At 42.5% G+C, this 18,460-nt stretch carries 20 protein-coding genes; 8 read left to right on the top strand and 12 right to left on the bottom strand.

Annotated elements, in window-relative coordinates; all coding sequences use genetic code 11:
• The 3 genes from NTX75_05570 to NTX75_05580 all read left to right on the top strand — a co-directional run.
• A partial coding sequence (locus tag NTX75_05570; protein ID MCX5815698.1) for a hypothetical protein occupies window positions 1-1,163 on the top strand: 1,163 nt, incomplete at its 5' end.
• A gap of 12 nt (window positions 1,164-1,175) precedes the next feature.
• Complete coding sequence (locus tag NTX75_05575; protein ID MCX5815699.1) at window positions 1,176-2,822, top strand: glycosyltransferase family 39 protein; 1,647 nt, start codon at window positions 1,176-1,178, stop codon at window positions 2,820-2,822.
• An 83-nt stretch (window positions 2,823-2,905) separates the two neighbouring features.
• A complete protein-coding gene (locus NTX75_05580) occupies window positions 2,906-3,358 on the top strand; it encodes a GNAT family N-acetyltransferase (GenBank protein MCX5815700.1) in 453 nt (150 codons plus the stop codon).
• Window positions 3,359-3,466: 108 nt separating this feature from the next.
• On the opposite strand, the gene NTX75_05585 is transcribed toward NTX75_05580, so the two are convergent.
• The 3 genes from NTX75_05585 to def all read right to left on the bottom strand — a co-directional run bounded on the left by NTX75_05585 (window position 3,467) and on the right by def (window position 6,722).
• Window positions 3,467-5,182, bottom strand: coding sequence for a LysM peptidoglycan-binding domain-containing protein (locus NTX75_05585; GenBank protein MCX5815701.1), 1,716 nt, complete (start codon window positions 5,180-5,182; stop codon window positions 3,467-3,469).
• A 98-nt stretch (window positions 5,183-5,280) separates the two neighbouring features.
• Complete coding sequence (gene fmt / locus NTX75_05590) at window positions 5,281-6,201, bottom strand: methionyl-tRNA formyltransferase (protein MCX5815702.1); 921 nt, start codon at window positions 6,199-6,201, stop codon at window positions 5,281-5,283.
• Window positions 6,198-6,722 (bottom strand): peptide deformylase, encoded by a 525-nt coding sequence (gene def, locus NTX75_05595; protein ID MCX5815703.1) that lies wholly within the window; start codon window positions 6,720-6,722, stop codon window positions 6,198-6,200. Before def ends, fmt begins: the two co-directional genes overlap by 4 nt.
• A gap of 89 nt (window positions 6,723-6,811) precedes the next feature.
• Between def and NTX75_05600 the strand changes: the two genes are divergently transcribed.
• The 5 genes from NTX75_05600 (at window position 6,812) to NTX75_05620 (ending at window position 9,931) form a co-directional block, all read left to right on the top strand.
• Window positions 6,812-7,006, top strand: coding sequence for a twin-arginine translocase TatA/TatE family subunit (locus NTX75_05600; protein ID MCX5815704.1), 195 nt, complete (start codon window positions 6,812-6,814; stop codon window positions 7,004-7,006).
• Between the two features lie 8 nt (window positions 7,007-7,014).
• On the top strand, window positions 7,015-7,512 hold the full coding sequence (gene folK, locus NTX75_05605; GenBank protein ID MCX5815705.1) for a 2-amino-4-hydroxy-6-hydroxymethyldihydropteridine diphosphokinase: 498 nt from the start codon (window positions 7,015-7,017) through the stop codon (window positions 7,510-7,512).
• Window positions 7,513-7,634: 122 nt separating this feature from the next.
• Complete coding sequence (lsrF, locus tag NTX75_05610) at window positions 7,635-8,525, top strand: 3-hydroxy-5-phosphonooxypentane-2,4-dione thiolase (GenBank protein ID MCX5815706.1); 891 nt, start codon at window positions 7,635-7,637, stop codon at window positions 8,523-8,525.
• A 7-nt stretch (window positions 8,526-8,532) separates the two neighbouring features.
• Complete coding sequence (locus NTX75_05615; GenBank protein ID MCX5815707.1) at window positions 8,533-9,564, top strand: alcohol dehydrogenase catalytic domain-containing protein; 1,032 nt, start codon at window positions 8,533-8,535, stop codon at window positions 9,562-9,564.
• A 19-nt stretch (window positions 9,565-9,583) separates the two neighbouring features.
• Entirely contained in the window at window positions 9,584-9,931 is a 348-nt protein-coding gene (locus NTX75_05620) for a VOC family protein (GenBank protein MCX5815708.1), read from the top strand.
• Here the strand turns inward: NTX75_05620 and trpA are convergent.
• From trpA to pheA, 9 genes are all read right to left on the bottom strand, one after another.
• Window positions 9,888-10,703 (bottom strand): tryptophan synthase subunit alpha, encoded by an 816-nt coding sequence (trpA, locus tag NTX75_05625; GenBank protein MCX5815709.1) that lies wholly within the window; start codon window positions 10,701-10,703, stop codon window positions 9,888-9,890. The two genes, NTX75_05620 and trpA, sit on opposite strands and share 44 nt — an antisense overlap.
• A complete protein-coding gene (trpB, locus tag NTX75_05630; GenBank protein ID MCX5815710.1) occupies window positions 10,700-11,875 on the bottom strand; it encodes a tryptophan synthase subunit beta in 1,176 nt (391 codons plus the stop codon). Before trpB ends, trpA begins: the two co-directional genes overlap by 4 nt.
• Window positions 11,876-11,966: 91 nt before the next feature.
• A complete protein-coding gene (locus NTX75_05635; GenBank protein ID MCX5815711.1) occupies window positions 11,967-12,623 on the bottom strand; it encodes a phosphoribosylanthranilate isomerase in 657 nt (218 codons plus the stop codon).
• The gene (trpC, locus tag NTX75_05640) at window positions 12,620-13,405 is read right to left on the bottom strand and encodes an indole-3-glycerol phosphate synthase TrpC (GenBank protein MCX5815712.1); all 786 of its coding nucleotides are present in this window, start codon (window positions 13,403-13,405) and stop codon (window positions 12,620-12,622) included. The genes NTX75_05635 and trpC overlap by 4 nt, the downstream gene beginning before the upstream one ends.
• Before the next feature lie 59 nt (window positions 13,406-13,464).
• A complete protein-coding gene (gene trpD / locus NTX75_05645) occupies window positions 13,465-14,514 on the bottom strand; it encodes an anthranilate phosphoribosyltransferase (protein MCX5815713.1) in 1,050 nt (349 codons plus the stop codon).
• Complete coding sequence (locus tag NTX75_05650) at window positions 14,511-15,098, bottom strand: aminodeoxychorismate/anthranilate synthase component II (GenBank protein MCX5815714.1); 588 nt, start codon at window positions 15,096-15,098, stop codon at window positions 14,511-14,513. The genes trpD and NTX75_05650 overlap by 4 nt, the downstream gene beginning before the upstream one ends.
• Before the next feature lies 1 nt (window position 15,099).
• Window positions 15,100-16,584 carry an anthranilate synthase component I gene (gene trpE, locus NTX75_05655; GenBank protein ID MCX5815715.1) on the bottom strand — a complete coding sequence of 495 codons (1,485 nt, stop codon included), beginning with the start codon at window positions 16,582-16,584 and terminating at the stop codon, window positions 15,100-15,102.
• The gene (locus NTX75_05660; GenBank protein ID MCX5815716.1) at window positions 16,577-17,377 is read right to left on the bottom strand and encodes a prephenate dehydrogenase/arogenate dehydrogenase family protein; all 801 of its coding nucleotides are present in this window, start codon (window positions 17,375-17,377) and stop codon (window positions 16,577-16,579) included. Before NTX75_05660 ends, trpE begins: the two co-directional genes overlap by 8 nt.
• Window positions 17,374-18,450 carry a prephenate dehydratase gene (pheA, locus tag NTX75_05665; protein MCX5815717.1) on the bottom strand — a complete coding sequence of 359 codons (1,077 nt, stop codon included), beginning with the start codon at window positions 18,448-18,450 and terminating at the stop codon, window positions 17,374-17,376. Before pheA ends, NTX75_05660 begins: the two co-directional genes overlap by 4 nt.
• Window positions 18,451-18,460: the final 10 nt, after the last annotated feature.

Genomic DNA, 18,460 nt, shown 5'->3' on the forward strand with positions numbered 1-18,460 from the left:
ACATGATCTTTTCGGTCCTTGTCGCCGGGAGCCTTTTATCTTTCTTCTGGTTTTATCATACCGAAAAGAAGGGCTTTTTTTACCTGTTCTTTTTACTTATGGGTTTTGCCTTTATGACCAAGGGACCGCTTTCAGCAATCCTCATTTTTCCTGTTGTTTTAACATTCCTGCTTATCGAGAAAAACTTCAGGGCAATCAGGGTCAGGGATATTGTTATCGGAATCGCAATACTCATTGCTACGATCCTGCCATGGTACCTGATAATCTACCTTAAAGAAGGCATGCCATATCTTTATGAAAATGTTATCCGGCAGAACTTTGTACGGTTTTTTGATGCCTGGAGCCACAAAAGACCCATATACTATTATTTTACTACATTGCCCTTGGATTTTTTCCCCTGGAGCCTTTTTTTGCCATTGGGGATTTATATGGGTATATCACGATTCAAAGAAGACCACAGGATCAGATTTTTTCTCATCTGGTCCCTGTGGATGTTTGTCTTTTTCTCTCTTTCATCGGGAAAAATAAGTAAATACATGCTGCCAATATTGCCACCCATCTCTTTGATAACATCGTTCACGTTTGTAAAACCGGGACATCGTTACAATACAATAATGTTCATATTTCTTTCGATTTTATTTTTCTTTATTGGAATTCTTCTCAGTTCCTACAAAACAGATTTTTATCCTGAATTTTTCCAGGAACGTTTATTTATCGGTATTCTCTCCATAATGTTAGCCATATCAATATGCTTTTTTCTAAAATTCAATAAAAAATCATATATTTTTCCTGCCCTTTTTTGTTTCATTACATGTTCATATATGGCGGCAAACATATCCATTTATAAAAAATGGAATTTCTATAAATCTCCAAAACCTTTGGCCGAAAAGATAAAGCCACTCTTAAAAGACGGCACCCCTTGGGTTTATTACGGGAGCATGCGGGGCATTTATGTTTATTATATTGGGAAATATGCTATTCATGTGGACGAACACAGTGTTACCGGGCTAAATAAATTGGAACATATAAAAAAAATTTATATTCTTACGCGAAAAAGGGATTATAAAGAGTTATCCGATTCTCTAAGGGGCGTTCGTACAATTTTTGAAGAGAAAATCGGGGATACACCAATGATATTTTCGTTGTATGAAGAAAAAATATAAGGCATTTACTTAATGAACAATAGCAGGTCAAACATAAGGCATTTACTTATTATCCTTCTTTTTTCGTATGTCTTCTTTTTTTACGGAATGGGCGAATATTCATTAAAAGAGCCGGATGAGGGAAGATACGCAGAAATTCCGCGAGAAATGATAGAACTGAACGATTACACGGTCCCGCACCTCAATTATGTAAGGTATTTTGAAAAACCACCTCTTTTTTACTGGGCAGTTGCTGCCTCATATAAACTTTTCGGAGTGAATGAGTGGTCCTTCAGATTTGCAAATGCCTTTTCTGCCTTCCTGTGTATGCTTTCCCTCTATATCTTTGTGAGACGCTGGTTCGGTGAACGTGCTGCCTTTCTTTCGTCGATAGTGCTCATCTCTTCATTCGGGTTTTTCTCTATGGCACGAATAGTAACTATCGATATGTTTTTTACACTATGGTTATCCTTGTCTCTTTTTTGCTTTTTGGGATACTACAGAGAGAGAAAACCTCTCTTTATATATTTTTTCTATGTATTTCTCGCGTTTGCAACGCTTTCAAAGGGTATTGTCGCTATTATCCTATTGATCGTCACTATTATCATTTTTCTACTAATTGAGAAAAAAACATCTTTCATTAAAGAAATGCGGATCATAAAAGGCATAATAATTTACGGCGTTATAGCGCTCCCATGGTTTATAGCAATCTCTTTAAAAGAAAGTGAATTCTTCTATTTTTTTGTCATAGATCAGCATTTCCTCAGATTTTTTACAGCAAAACATAAGCGAACCGGTTCTCTGTTTTATTTTCTACCGGTTCTGATAGGAGGCATGTTTCCATGGTCGATACTCATACCGAGAAGTATTATAAGCCTCTGGAAAAGGAGTGAAATCAGACTTTTTCTTATATGGAGCGGTATAGTCTTATTATTCTTCAGTGTTTCGAAATCTAAATTACCCCCCTATATTCTACCCGTATTCCCTCCGCTGGCTATTGTTATTGGTTGTTTTTTTGATGATATATGGGACCGGGTAGCAGGAATAACATTAGAGGCTGCTATCTACATAATAATTTTTATTCTGTTCGCAATAGCTCCTTTTCTTTTCTGGAACACTACTGTCATTGGATGGGTATCACAAATATCTACAGAGGCAATATATGTTTTTCAAAGTTTGAAGGTGGTTTTGATATGTGTTTCTATTTTATCTGCCATCATTGTATTTGCCTTATTTTTTCGTAGATTTACTACATATGCTTCCCTTTTTTTGATATTGTCCTCTTTCTCGTTTTTGTTCGTAAGTTTACTGATGGTGCTTAACATAAAAACCATTGATTCACTCAACTCAACGAAGGGGTTGAGCAATACCATTAACCGTAATATTCATGAGGGAGATTTACTTATCAATTATGGGGCATACGATCAAACACTCCCATTTTATACAAGAAGGAATGTTGTAATTGCCGCATATAAAGGCGAACTTGAAATGGGTTCAAAATATAAAGACGCTAAAAATATCTTCATTAGCGAAGATGATTTTATAAAACTTCTTAAATCAGAAAAAAGGGTGTTTTCCGTATTAAAAACAAAGCGTTTAAAGAGACTAACGGAAAAACTTCCTGAAAATATCACAATAATTGATTATCAAAACGAAAGGTGTTTGATTAAAAACCGTTAATATGTTACTATATTCACAAGCAAATTAGTTCTTGTTGACATTTTGCTTTGAGTACGTAATATATCTAACAAGCTGAGGTCAAAATGAGTAACTTCTATGATAAGCTTTCTGTAAGACAATTAAGAAAAGATGATTTGGACGCTATTGTAGAGATAGATACCAAGGTTCTCGGGGAAACAAGGAGAGATTACTGGGTAACTAAAATCATCAAACAGGCCGAAACGAGACCACCGGATGCCTCTCTTGCATCAGAGATTGATGGAAAGGTTGTAGGTTTTATTCTTGGCGAAGTGAGTGGCTGGGAGTTTAAGGTTCCCAATAATATAGGGTGGATTGACACTATAGGCATAGACCCTGATTATCAGAACAGAGGCATCGCAAAGGTTCTCGCAAATGCCGTTATAACAAATTTAAAAAGTTACGGCGTAGATACTATATATACACTTGTTAACTGGAACGATTGGGACCTTCTTCAGTTCTTCCATGCAATGGGATTTTCACGAGGAGATATGATAAACCTCGTTTTAAAAGTCTAATAAAACATACAAATAACCAATAACCAAATTCCAGTCCCCAAACATTTACTAACATTCAAAAAATAAAAAAACCACTTGGTTTGCTTTACTGATTATTGATTTACCGGATTATCCTTTGCTCTCGACAATCTTCAATTTCATTTGAGGGTATACTTTATCGTTCTTCAGATTGTTTGCTGTTCTGAGGCTTGAGATATCTATCCCATATTTGGTTGATATTGAAGAGAGTGTTTCCCCTTTTTTAACGACATGGACTTTTACTGATGGTTTTTCCTTTTTATGTGAATAGCTCACAAGCTTCAGCTTCATGTTAGGGTACACTTTATTGTTCTTCAGGTTGTTCGCTGCCCTGAGGTTTGAGATACCTATACCGTATTTGGTGGATATTGAAGAGAGTGTTTCCCCTTTTTTAACGACATGGTAGGTTTTAGCTTCAAATTTTTCTTGTTTCTCTTGCTTCTCTTGTTTCTCCGTTTTCTCTATACTCGTTTGATTAACAACTTTTACATGTTTTTGTGCTGTTGCCTGTTTTTCGGTTTGTTTTGAAGGCCTCTCTGATTTTTGAGCAATTGCCTCCTTCACTGGCTGACCATTAAACCGTGGTATACTAACAACCATTCCTGGCTTAATCTTCATATCTCCTTCTGCATAATTCACCAGCTGCATATCTTCATAGCTCATTTTAAACTTCTTCAATATCCGGGCTAAGGTATCTCCTTTTTTTACCTTGTACGTTGAATAGCCTGTAATTTTTTTATCACTACTTAATGCAACCTCCAGATTCCTATTAAATTCATTCCTGTCCACGGTCAAGGGTAATTTAACTTCATAACAATCAATATCCGGCGGTGTTATGCCGCGTAGGATTTCGGGGTTAATAGACCTCAAGGTACTTGTATCGAGGGATGCAGATTTTGCTATTGCCGTGAGGGGCGATCCTGCAGGAACTTTCACCTGTGTAAAGCGTATCGGCTGGTCGTATGAGATAGCCCCAAAACCAAATTTTTCAGGGTCTTTCGCAATGATTGCGGCAGCGATCAGTTTCGGTATATATTCCCTCGTTTCCCTTGGAAGGGTATTATATTTAACGATTTCCCAGAAATCATTTGTATTATGCTTTTCCATGGCCCTCTCGACCCTTTTTTCTCCTGAATTATACCCCGCTGCTGCAAGATACCAGCAACCAAACTGGTTAAAAAGGTCTCTTAAATACTTTGTAGCGGCCACAGTCGATTTTTCCGGGTCTCTCCTTTCGTCTATCCAGTAATTTACCTTCAGGCCATATCTTCCGCCTGTTTCATAAATGAATTGCCACGGTCCGCATGCCTTTGCAGGAGAATAGGCATTGGGGTTAAAGCCACTCTCAATCATGGCCAGATAAACAAGGTCTTCGGGCAACCCCTGTTCTTTTAAAATCTCTTTCATTATCGGAATATAATACCGTGACCTTTTCAGCCAGTTTCCAAAAGTCTTTCTCTTTTCTGTGGTAAAATATTGAATGAAGTATTTTACGGCGTCATTAAAGACAATAGGGATGTCAAAATCTTTGTAATAATCACGATCGATAAGCGATGAAATATCGTCATCATCTTCAGAAAATTGTGTTATGCCTTCTGTTTTACTGTTCCATCTTTTTGCAAACTTAGTCGTCTTTTTTGTACTGTCACTCTTCTTTACCTTAGCTGAATCCGGTGTAGTATCTGTCGGGGAAACAATCTGGCCATCTTGTGGCAGGTTTTCTTTCACTCCAGCGCTTTTAGTGGTTGTGCATCCATTTACAACCAAAAAAAAGAAAAATAAAAAAAGTACAGCAACCTTTCTCATGTTACCTCTGTTATAAGCAAGAAACATACCAAATAGCACATTATTGATAATAGAAGTTAACGTTTTCCCTGTCAACAAAAAAATGATATTTTTGCATTTTATTTCAATATCTTCCCAATCAATCCCCTGTACCCATTGGCAAATTCGAATGCATTCATCCTTTTCTTATTTTGTAATTGAACTTCTCTCGCAATAATAGCGCCATTGCCCGTTTGGACAACAATACCATCTTTTATTGTTTCCAGAATCGTACCCGGCAATTCTTTCCTGCCAGACCCAAAGATTTCCCCATCAAATATCTTTAAAAAAATTCCATCCAATAAGGTATGGGCCGTTGGCCAGAGTACAAAAGCCTTTATCTGTCTTACAATTTCTATGGCGCTTTTACTCCAGTCTACTTTGCCCATCTCTTTAGTAATAATCTGCGTAAAGGTTGCCATTTCATGCCGCTGCTCGACGCCCTCTATCATGCCTTCAATTTCAATAACATCAAGGACCTCAAGGAGTATCCCGGCCGACCTCCGAGAAAGCCTATCTGAAAGTGTAACAAAATTATCTTTCTCAGCAATCATCATGTTTTCCTGGTATATGACATTGCCTGCATCCATCTTTTCGTTCATATCAATGAGGGTAATGCCAGTCTCTTCATCACCCTTCAGAAGTGCCCATTGGATTGGTGAAGGTCCCCTGTACAAGGGAAGTAAAGAAGGGTGAATATTTATTGCACCCGTGGAAGGAATATCCAGAACCCAACGCGGTACAATAAGTCCAAAAGAAGCAACTATGAATAAATCAGGACTGTAATCTTTTAAATGCCGGGCAGCCTCATCCTTGAAGGATATAATCTCTATAAGCGGCAAGCCTAATTCCAGTGCTGTTTTTTTTACTTCATTGTCTTCAAGTAGATATCCCCTTCCTTTTGGCTTCGCCTTTTTTGTAACCACACACGAAACATAAGACGAAACAGATTTCAGCGGAGGAACAGAGAAACTTGAAGATCCGAAAAAGATGATATTCATCTGTCTTTTTTTATGTATTTTTTCTTAAAAAGGTTCCTCTTAACCGGACTCAGATAATCAATGAAAAGAATCCCGTTGAGGTGATCGATCTCATGCTGAAATGCCCTTGCCATGTGGCCATCACATTGCATCTCAAAAGGTATTTTATCAATAGTCATCCCTTTAACAGAAACTTTCCTGGCCCTCTTGATATATTCATAGAACTTTGGAAGGCTTAAGCACCCCTCTTCTGCAATTTCTTCTTCCTCACTTCCAACTATAACAGGATTTATAATAACAATTGCCTTATTGCCTATATCGCCTATATCGCCTCTTTTCTTTTTATCACTTTCTTCCTCTAACACAATAAGCCTTACAGGCGCACCGACTTGATTTGCAGCAAGACCTGCGCCATGGGAAAGACGCATCGTCTCAATCATATCTTCGGCAAGTTTTATTGTTTGAGCATTTATATCATCAACGGGTTTTGCAATCTTTCTAAGCACCGGATCCGGATATGTTCTGATTTCGAGCAAAGCCATTAAATATTAATAAAACAAATTACGACTCCAGTCAATAACCTGTTTTAAATTATTGACTACTTAATAAATATAGTGGTAATGTAGAAAACATGTTTGGTCTTGGATTTCCAGAGCTTATCGTTATTCTTATTATTGTTATCCTCATCTTCGGGGCCGGTAGGATCTCCGAAATCGGCGGGGCGTTGGGAAAAGGTATAAAGAGCTTTAAAAAATCAGTCAAAGAACCCGATGAGATAGATGTCACCCCATCGAAAAATGATAAGGATAAAGAAAAACCAGCTTAATAGTCGTCGTGGATCATAAAATATTCATCGGTATCGGATCCAATATCGGCAACAGCCGGGAAAATTGTCTCACAAGCATTAAAAACATCTCAAAAGATGGCAGAGCAACGTGCATCTCCTCCTCTTCTCTCTACCTTACATCACCTGTTTCAGAAGTCGAGCAGGGAAACTTTATTAATTGTGCGATCTCCCTGGAATGGGAAGGCACACCACTTGAATTACTGAGTCTGTTGCAAAGGGTTGAGACAACCATGGGGAAAACAAGAGAAATAAAAAATGGACCGCGCATTATCGATCTGGACATATTATTATTCTCAGACCTTATATTGAGCAATCCATCCCTCATTATACCCCATCCGGAATTGCATAAAAGAAAATTTGCCATTATTCCTTGCCTCGAAATAGAACCGGAGATTGTTCACCCTTTATATAAAAAACCGCTTAAAAACTTTCTCTGTGAAATAGAGGAAGAACAAATGTGCAAAAAGTTGCAGCTTGATATTTGAACACCTTACACGTTATATTGACATATAAAAGCAAGTACCTGTAAAAGAAAAGAGGATGAAACTTTGTTGCCTCTTCAGGATATTGTGACTATTTATAAAAAAATTGAAAGGAGCAAATAATCATGCCAGAAGTTGATACATCTGAAAAGGAAAAACAGTTTTATGTGGACATTCCAGCCAAAAGTGAACCTTTCTTTTTGAAAGGCTGTAACAACGTAGACTGGGGGATGAAAAACCGTCTATCCAGAATATTTAATCCCGAGTCAGGCAAGACAGTCATGCTGGCAATTGACCACGGATATTTTCAAGGCCCGACTACAGGTCTGGAGCGTGTAGATGTCACTATCCTGCCGCTTTTACCATATGCAGATACCTTGATGCTTACACGGGGTATCCTCCGGACAATTATCCCCCCTACCCTTGGCAGGGGAATAGTCCTGAGATCAAGCGGGGGGCCAAGCATTCTTAATGAACTTTCAAACGAGCAGATTGCCATAGATATAGACGAAGCTATTCGTTTAAATGTGGCAGCTATGGCTGTCCAGGTCTTTATCGGCGGTGAATTCGAAACTCAATCTGTGCACAACATGACCCGTCTTGTAGATATGGGTAACCGCTATGGTATCCCTGTGCTGGGCGTTACAGCGGTGGGGAAAGAAATGGCCAGGGATGCCAAATATATGCGGCTGGCTTCGCGAATCATTGCAGAGCTTGGTGTCACTTATGTGAAAACATATTATGTAGAGGAAGGGTTTGACACGGTAGTAGCCGCCTGCCCGGTACCTATTGTTATTGCAGGAGGCAAAAAACTTCCGGAGCTTGATGCCCTGACAATGGCTTACAATGCTATTCAGGATGGAGCAGCCGGGGTGGACATGGGTCGTAATATTTTTCAATCTGAATCACCTGTTGCCATGATTAAGGCGTTAAGAAAGGTCGTTCATGAAGGAATAAAGCCAAAAGACGCGTATGATTTCTTTATGACAGAAAAGAATGAGACAAAGCAGGGGTAGCTTAAGTATGCGCGTAGGAATGTATTACAACAACAGCAGGGTAGAAGTAGAGGAACTGCCGGTCCCCGGGGTTGGCAAAAGAGACATTCTCATTAAGGTTATGGCATGCGGCATATGCGGCAGCGATGTTCTGGAATGGTACCGCATTAAAAAGGCGCCCCTGGTTCTTGGCCATGAAGTTACCGGTGAGATAGTTGAAGCCGGAGAAGAGGTGACAAAATTCAAAAGAGGGGACAGGGTATTTACCACACATCATGTTCCCTGCGATGAATGTCACTGGTGCTTGACGGGTCATCAGACCGCATGCCAGGTTTTCCAGACAAAGAATAATTTTAACCCGGGTGGATTTTCTGAATACTTAAGGGTCTCCGGGAAAAGCATTGATACCGGAACTATTCTTCTGCCTGACGGAATGTCCTACGAGCAGGGATCATTTATTGAACCGTTAGGAACAGTAATCAGAGGGCTAAGAGCTGTCAACCTGAAACCTGGCGATACCCTGTTGGTTCTTGGCTGCGGAATTGCAGGCTTGCTCATGATTAAACTGGCCCGTATTCTGGGTGCCGGGAGGATTATCGCAACAGATATAGATGATTATAGACTGGAAGCAGCAAAAAGATTCGGTGCTGAAAAAACGATCCGGGCTGACAGAGATATACCGGGTTCGATAAAAGAGACAAATAACGGCCGTCTGGCTGACAAGGTCATAGTGTGCGCAGGGGTACTGTCTGCTGCTTTGCAGGCATTGGAATCGGTTGACCGGGGTGGAACTGTTTTATTTTTTGCAGTACCGAACCCGGGAGAAACACTCAATATAGATTTCAATCCTTTCTGGAGAAATGATATAAGCCTTAAAACCTGTTACGGGGCTGCCCCGCTTGATAATGTACAGGCCATGGAGCTCATCAGGGCCGGGAATGTTGATGTTAAAGATATGGTTACACACAGATTCAGCCTGGAAGAAATTGCAAAAGGATTTAAGGCTGCCGGTGAAGGCAAAAACTGTTTGAAGGTTATCATAAAACCACACAACGCATAACAGATTATAAAAGAACATAATGCAAGAATTAAAAATAGAACATTTCGGGATAAGCGTTACTGATATTAAAGAATCAACCAACTGGTATCAGGATGTCTTCGGATTTGAAGAAGTCAAGGAGTTTGAAAAACCCGACCTGCAGATTAAGGGGGCGGTCATGAAGAGAGGAGATCTCTCTCTGGAAATTCTGCAGCCCTATGCTGTTAAAAAATGTCCTTCTGAAGATGGCCCTCTGGTCACCCGGTTGCAAAGAATTGGAGCTAATCATTTGACTTGCACAGATGAAGGATTAAAACCTGAAGCTTTCATTCGTGCCATTTACTCTATGGCGGGCATACAGTATGGCACGCTTCTGCCAGTTCCTTGAAAAAGGTTAAAAAAGCTTCCGGTTCTTCATGAGACTGACAAGCATCTTCCCACCTCTTTACGAGCGCACTGCCCACCACAAAACCGTCTACATGGTTTGCGTATTCACGTATTATATCGGGTGCTGATATACCGAAACCGAGCACAAGGGGCAATTTGATCCTGCTTCTGATCTCATCTATCTTGTCTTTTATGCCTTCCGGCAGGGTATTCCTCTCCCCTGTAACACCGGTAACGGAAACAAAGTAAATAAAGCCTCTTCCGATACGTTTTATCACTTGAATACGCCTTCTGTCCGTTACAGGGGTTGCAAGAAAAATCGAAACGATCCCTTGTTCCCAGAGCAGGTCAACAAAGGTCTTCGCCTCCTCAGGGGGAAGATCAACAGTAAGTACAGCGTCAACCCCTGCTGCCCTTGCGTCTTTTGCGAACGCTTCAATCCCGTAAGCCCAGAAAGGGTTATAATACCCCATGAGTACTATCGACGCTGAATAACGTTCCTTAAAATCCCTTACCGTCTGAAGGACCTTTTTCAGGGTAGTCCCGCTTTTAAGCGCCCTTTCCGTAGCCCTCTGGATTACGGGTCCATCGGCCATGGGGTCGGAAAACGGGACGCCAAGCTCAATGATATCTGCGCCGTTGTCTGCAAATATCGCCAGGGCTTCCAAGGTCTTTGTAATATCCGGGTCACCTGCGGTAATGTATGGTATGAACGCCTTTTTGCCGGTTATTTTGAGTCCTTCGAATACCTTGGTTATCTTATTGTTATTCATAGTTCTCCTTTTTGGATTTTCGATACCTGGTCTACGTCTTTGTCGCCCCTGCCCGAAAGATTCACAATTACAACCTTTCCCTGAAATTCATCTGCATGCTTTATTACATAGGCTATTGCGTGACTGCTCTCAAGTGCAGGGATAATCCCTTCCTCCCTCGAAAGCAGGCTGAATGCGTCAAGCACTTCGTCATCGGTGGCATAGGCATAGTGAGCCCTTTTGGTGTCTCTCAAAAAGCTGTGCTCAGGCCCCACGCTGGCATAATCAAGCCCCGCGGAAACAGAGTGAGTTAAAAGGATTTGACCGTCGTCATCTTGCAATGCATAGCTTTTCGTGCCCTGAAATATGCCTATCTTCCCTGTTGCAAACCTTGCAGCATGCCTGCCTGTCTCTATGCCGAGACCACCTGCCTCGACACCTATAAGCCTCACATGCTCAAGCTCGATAAAGGGATAGAATATACCCATGGCGTTGCTGCCCCCACCCACACATGCAACAATCGTATCAGGTAACCTCCCCTCTTTTTTCATAATCTGCCTGATGGTTTCTTTTCCTATCACCGAAACAAACTCCTTTACCATTGTAGGATAAGGATGGGGTCCGAAGGCAGTACCGAGGACATAATGCGTATCGCGTACATTTGTCACCCAGTCCCTTAATGCTTCGTTGATTGCATCCTTGAGGGTTCTGCTTCCGCTGGCCACTCCGACTACTTCTGCGCCCAGTATCTCCATACGTATTACGTTCAACGCCTGCCTTTTCATATCTACCGTACCCATATAAACCCTGCATTTAAGACCCAAAAGTGCAGATGCAGTCGCTGTTGCAACACCATGCTGGCCGGCCCCTGTCTCGGCAATAACCCTGTCCTTACCCATCTTTTTTGCAAGGAGCACCTGACCGATAGCATTATTTATCTTATGTGCGCCTGTGTGACAAAGATCTTCCCGTTTCAGATAGAGTCTCATCCCTGTTTTCCTTGAAATGTTTGCGGCAAAGTAAAGGGGCGTTGGCCTGCCGACATATCCGGTAAGGTAATGCATCAACTCTTTGCGGAATGCTCTTGATTTTACATGTTTGAAAAATCCATTTTTCAACTCATTCAGCGCCGGCATGAGTGTCTCCGGTACATAAGCGCCGCCATATTCACCAAAATAACCGTTTGTTTTCATATCATCCTTCCTTTTAACCGGGCTCGCACCGCCCTCTCCCTTCATAGATGTTCAAACGGCTTGAACCCTTTATCTGAACGGTTTTATCGGTTTAAGCAGCTTGAACGGTTTGAACCCTTTCTCCTAATCGGCTTGAACGGTTTAACCTGTGCGCGCCTATCCTTTTAAATATCTCAGCCATCTTATCAGGGTCTTTCTTTCCCGGTTCAGATTCGACACCGGAGGCTATGTCGATCGCATAAGGATTCAGCTTCAGCGCCATATCAATGTTTTCGCTGTTTATCCCGCCCGCAAGCATAAAAGGTCTGCCAAAATCCGCCAGAAGATCCCAGTTAAATTTTACGCCGCCCCCGCCGTGCATATTTTCGTGATAGCTGTCGAGGAGCGGAAACGACTCCGACTTCCGCGCCTCTTCCACATCCTTCTTATCCCGTACTCTGAAGGCCATAATAGTGATACCGGGCGCAAAGTTACCGCATAGGCCCCTGTCGCCGGCGTATACCTGCACCCTGTCCAACCCGCAGTAATTCCTGACCTCCATGACTTTTTCCCATCTTTCATCGACAAAAACACCGCATCTAATAAGGAATGGCGGTAATTTACAGATTATTTTCCTCGCTTCCTCGTGCGGTATGAACCTTTTACTGCCTTTATAAAACACGAAACCTATTGCATCGGCGCCCATTTCTGCCGCGAGCGAAGCATCTGCATAATTTGTTATGCCGCAGATTTTAACAAGCGTATTCATAACTTCCCGCATAACTCCTTTAGTTTTTTACAGGGATCACCTGAAACAATCAGCGAAGTTCCGATAAGGAATCCGCTAACTCCCCGCTCCATGAATGTTTCAATATGTTCACGTCTTTCAATGCCGCTTTCCACTATCACAGGCAAATTCGCAGGAATACCGTTGATCACCTCGTGTGAAACGGCAAGGTCAACCTTCAGCGTTTCAAGGTTTCTATTGTTTATCCCGAGGATAAACCCTTCAAGATCGGCAATCTTTTCATACGTTTTCAGGCTATGGACCTCCAACAGTACATCAATGTCTAACTGTCGGGCAATCTCAAGATATTCCGCTATCTGATGCGCACTCAGCGCCTCGCCTATTAAAAGCACTGCATCGGCACCGGCGGCCTTGGCCTGGTATATATCATACTCGTCAACAACAAAATCCTTCCTCAAAATCGGCAGGTCTGTGATCATTTTTGCCTCTGGAATATAGGCAATCGAGCCGTTAAAATACGTTTCTTCAGTAATGACCGATATTGCCGAAGCCCCGCCTTTTTCGTAATCCATAAGAAGTCCCGGCAAATCCAGGTCGCAGGCGAGCACGCCTTTAGATGGTGATGCCTTCTTCACTTCAGCGATGACCTTCACCTCTTTAGGAAAACGTTGGGAAAATGTTTTGAAAAAAGACCTCTTTTCTATTCCATAAGTCATCTTCTTGAGCTCTTCAAGGGGCATTTTACCCTTCAGTGCTTTAACCAACTCCCTTTTTTCATTTAAAACCTTTTCAAGAAATGTCATATCAATATCCTGTCGTGTCCTTTGAACCGCTTAAACCATTTGAACGGTTCAAGCTATAATCATCCCCTGCCTGCTCCTGCCAGTTCTTCGAGCTTTTTCAATGCCTTCCCTGAGTCTATGACCTCTTCTGCATAGGCTATGCCTTCTTTTATATCCCGCCGGATACCTGCAATATAAAATGCAGCACCGGCATTGATAAGGACTGCCGCCCTTTTCGCCCCGTTTTCTTTGCCTGAAAGAATACCTTTAAGGATTTGCGCATTCTCATGCGCATCCCCTCCCCTTAAATCCTCAATGTTGTATGCCTTGAGTCCAAAGTCCCTAGGATTAATTATGTATTGGCGTATCCCGCCGTCTTTTATCTCCGCCACTTGTGTGTCTGTGGTAACGGATATCTCGTCCATCCCGTCTTTTCCATGGACAATCATAGCCCTTTCCGTGCCGAGTTTTATAAGCACACCGGCAAACACTTCACACAATGTTTCCTTGTATACGCCGAGCAGCAGGTGTCTGGCCGATGCGGGGTTTGTAAGAGGGCCGAGCATGTTGAAGATCGTCCTGATGCCTATCTCTTTTCTGGGACCTACCGCGTGTTTCGTAGATCCGTGGAATACAGGCGCAAACAAAAAGGCTATGCCGATCTCGCTTATATGTTTTGCTACGGCTTCCGGGGGAGCTTCTATATCAATTCCCAGCGCCTCCAGCACATCGGCGCTGCCGCAGCGGCTTGAAACAGACCTGTTCCCGTGCTTTGCAACCGTAGCTCCTCCCGCCGCAACCACAAAAGCGGCAGCAGTGGAGATATTGAAGGTCATCGTACCATCTCCGCCTGTGCCGACTATATCCACTATCACCCTGTTTTGCCCGTTTATATGGTCACTTACCGTTTCTTTGTTTAATGTGATCTTTGCCGCCTTGCTTCTCATTACCTTCACCGCACCCACAACCTCGTCAACGGTTTCGCCTTTCATGCGCAACGCGGTAATAAATGCAGCGATCTGGGCAGGGGTTGTCTTCCCTTCCATAATATCCTCAATGACCTGCGCCATTTCGTGCTCTTCGAGATGAACCAGGTTTACAGCCTTATCAATAGCTTCATTGATCGTCATTTTTGACCCCCGTTTGTTTTTGAAATTGATAAAAAATTATTCAATATATGTTTTCCTTCTATTGTAAGGATGGATTCCGGATGAAACTGCACCCCTTCAAGCATATACGTTTTGTGCCTTATGCCCATGACTTCGCCGCCTTCTGTCCATGCAGAGACCTCAAATACCTCCCGCAAGCCATTCATTTCGACTGCAAGCGAATGATAGCGTGTGGCCTTAAAGGGGTTATCCACGTCGCTCATAATAGTTTTTCCGTCATGAAAGATCCTTGATATCTTTCCGTGCATCAGTTCTTTTGCGTGTACGATCCGGCCCCCGAATGCATAGCCGATAGCCTGATGTCCGAGGCATACGCCGAGTATAGGAATTTTTCCCGCAAAATGCCTTACCACATCAACGGATATACCTGCTTCCCTCGGTGTGCACGGTCCGGGGGATATGACTATCCTATCCGGTAACAGCCTTTCAATCTCTTCCAAATCGATCATGTCGTTCCTGTAAACCGCCACATCTTCTCCGAGCTCGCCGAGATACTGGACGAGGTTGTAGGTAAACGAATCATAATTATCAATCATAAGTAGCATATCAGTCTATAATCTCCTTTAATTCCATTATGGATTTTACCAGGGCCTGTGACTTGTGGATCGTTTCCATGTACTCGTTCTCCGGTACCGAATCGGCCACAATGCCCGCTCCTGCCTGGATATATACCTTGTTTTGTTTTTTAAGCAGTGTTCTTATTGTGATACAGAAATCCATGTTTCCGTTGTAGGCAAAGTAGCCTACACAGCCTGCATAAAATTCCCGTTTATCTTTTTCCAGTTCTTCTATGATCTCCATTGCCCTGATTTTCGGAGCACCCGCTACCGTGCCTGCAGGAAAGGTTGCCCGAAACACGTCGAATGCGTCCATGCCGTCTTTGACCCTCCCTTTGACGGAAGAAACGATATGCATTACATGGGAATACTTTTCTATGCCCATGAATTCAGGCACAGACACACTCCCTGTGACGGCGATCCTGCCCACATCGTTTCTTCCGAGATCGACAAGCATGGTATGCTCAGCCACCTCTTTCTCATCGGAGAGGAGTTCCTTTGCCAGAAGCTCATCTTCATCACGATCTTTGCCCCTTCTTCTTGTCCCTGCTATGGGCCTTACCTCCACCTCCCCGTTCTCGAGCTTTACCAGCGTCTCAGGCGAAGAGCCTATGAGGCTGTAATCGAGAAAATCAAGGAGAAACATATAGGGTGATGGGTTTACTACCCTTAACGCCCTGTAAAGGCTTAGGTTGTCGGTAGAAATCTCCATTGTAAACCTTTGAGATAAAACTACTTGGATTACATCACCGGCAATTATATATTCCTTTGCCCGCGATACCATCTCTTCAAATTCTTCCTTGGTTGTATTGCTGTCCATCATCCTTACGGATAATTTGCCTTCTTTGTTGAAGGCAAGGGATGAACGTACTATACCCTGGAGTTCATCAAGCTCTGCAACACCGCGTGCATAGCTCTCCTGCATGTTCTCGTGTTTGTCTGCATTCTGGAATACAAAAAGCGTCATTCTTCGTGTATAATTGTCGAAGATGACGAGTTTTTTTGGAAATATGAAATACATATCAAAGACATCAAGGACACGTTTATTCGTATCCGGGATTTTCTCAAAGAATTTGACTACATCATACCCAACATAACCCACAGTACCTCCGCAGCATGCAATGCTGTCGGAAAAACCGAATCCCTTGAATTTGTTCATGATTTCCTTAAGCTCTAAAAAAGGGTTATTGCTTTCAAATGTATCTTCAATGAGGCCGCTTAAAAACACCTTTTTGCCGAGGCTCTTGAACACAAGGAATGGTTCGAAACCTATAAAAGAGAACCTGCCGAGCTTTTCTTTGGCCTCTACGCTTTCGAGCAGGAAAGACGGGGACAACGGATATGCATGCTTCAATTTCATATAACATGACAGCGGGGTATCGAGGTCTGCAAGTATCTCCCTGAAAAAGGGGAGCACATCATCCGTTTCAGCCTGTTTTAAAAATTCATTGTAAGTCATGGATTTTTCATTCATAAACGCCCTCTCTTGATAACATATTTTCTCTTAATCGCAGGAAAAACGTCTCCATCTCTTCGTGGTCCCTTTCCCTGATAATGTGTTTCAGATATTCCAGCTTTGCCGTGACCCTGTCCAACTCGGCTAAGGAATAGGGATTAAACAGTATCTCTGTAAGTAGATGATCATCCTCGGATAAAAGTCCTTGTGCGATCCGCATATGCTTGGAGAAGGTGGTTCCGGGGACAGCGCCTTTGTCGATGCATGAGGCAAAGGCAATTGAAGAAATAAAGGGAAGTGTAAGGGAATAGGCCATCATCCTGTCGTGCTCGTCAAATGAATATTCAAAGATATTTACATTTAGTCTTTCGAATAACGTACTGAAAAACCAGGCACCTTTTTTATCAGACCCGCTTATGATGATTGCGCTTTCCTCTTTAAGTGCTTTCATATCGGTAAAGGTAGGGCCGAACATGGGGTGTACAGATACGAATCTGAACAGGCTCTGTTCGTAGTAACCGGCTATTTCTCCCTTTATCGATGCAAGATCGCCGATAATGCAGTTTTTGGAAATATGCAGCACAGCCTTTTCAAAAGCTGAAACGGTATTTTGGAGGCTCACGGCATTGATCAGGAGTTCGGGGTCAAACAAGGCAATCTCCTGTATACGGGGGAGCGCTGTTATGCTTTTTCCTCCAAGGCCGTTTAACTTCGTTTCGTCCGTATCATAAATTGCTATATCATGATCCCCGGATGATTCCCTTGCAAGCCATGAACCCATTTTACCGGCACCCAGAATGACGATTCTCATTGTATTGCTCCTTTATAAGATTTGTAACATCCGAGAAATTTAAAACTCGTTGTCTCTTTTTGCACTTCTTCAAGGGCATCCACTACCCTGCCCTCTTTGTCCGATCCTTCAAAATCAGTGAAAAACACATAGTTTCCCGGATCGTTTTTTATAGGTCTCGACTCTATCCTTGTAAGGTTTATCCTTTTGTCGGAAAATGCCTTCAGGACGGAAAACAGACCGCCTGTCTCATGTTTTACAGAAAATATTATTGAACATTTATCTCCAGGTTCGCCCCTTGCCTCCCTGGATAATACGATAAACCTCGTGGAATTAGATTCATGGTCTTCTATGTTTTCTTTAATGATCTCTAAATGATACAACTCGGCACAAAGCTTGTTCGCAATAACGCCTGCGGCTTCCAGCCTGTTTTCAGAGAGCATTTTTGCAGCGCCTGCGGTATCATAAAACGGTCTTGGTTCGAGTTTGTGCCTTAAGATAAATTCACGACATTGCGCGAGCGCTTGCGGATGAGAGTAAACAACCTTCAAATCACGGTACTGCGTTTCAGGCAGTGCGAGAAGGCAGTGATGGACAGGTATGCTGACCTCTCCAATGATCCTTAAATTCGTTTGAACCAATAGATCGTTGACCTGTGTCACAGCCCCTTCAAGGGAGTTTTCGACCGGGACAATGCCCAGATCAATCTGGCCTGATGAGACCTCGTTAAAGACCTCGATAAATTCCTTGCATGAAACCGGGATCAAGGATGCGTCATACGAAAGAGAGGCGACCTCGCTGTATGCGCCGTGTTCTCCCTGAAAACCGATGAGGTTCAGACTTTGTTCCTGGACGTGTTTGCTTTCGTCGATGATCAGGCCGTATAATCTCTCCAGGAATTCCGGTTTTAACAGGCTGCGTGATGTTTTCTTTATATTATTGAATATCTGTTGTTCCCGGTTTTGATCAAACACGCATTGCTTAAATTTCCTCGACCTTACTGCAAGCTCCATCCTCTGGTTCAGAAGCTCGATGATCCCGCAGTCGATCATGTCTATGCTTTTTCTAATAATCATAAGATCGCTATTGCTCATTTATAAGTCC

The organism is Pseudomonadota bacterium, from assembly GCA_026388315.1.
In the GTDB taxonomy this organism is placed as follows: domain Bacteria; phylum Desulfobacterota; class Syntrophorhabdia; order Syntrophorhabdales; family Syntrophorhabdaceae; genus MWEV01.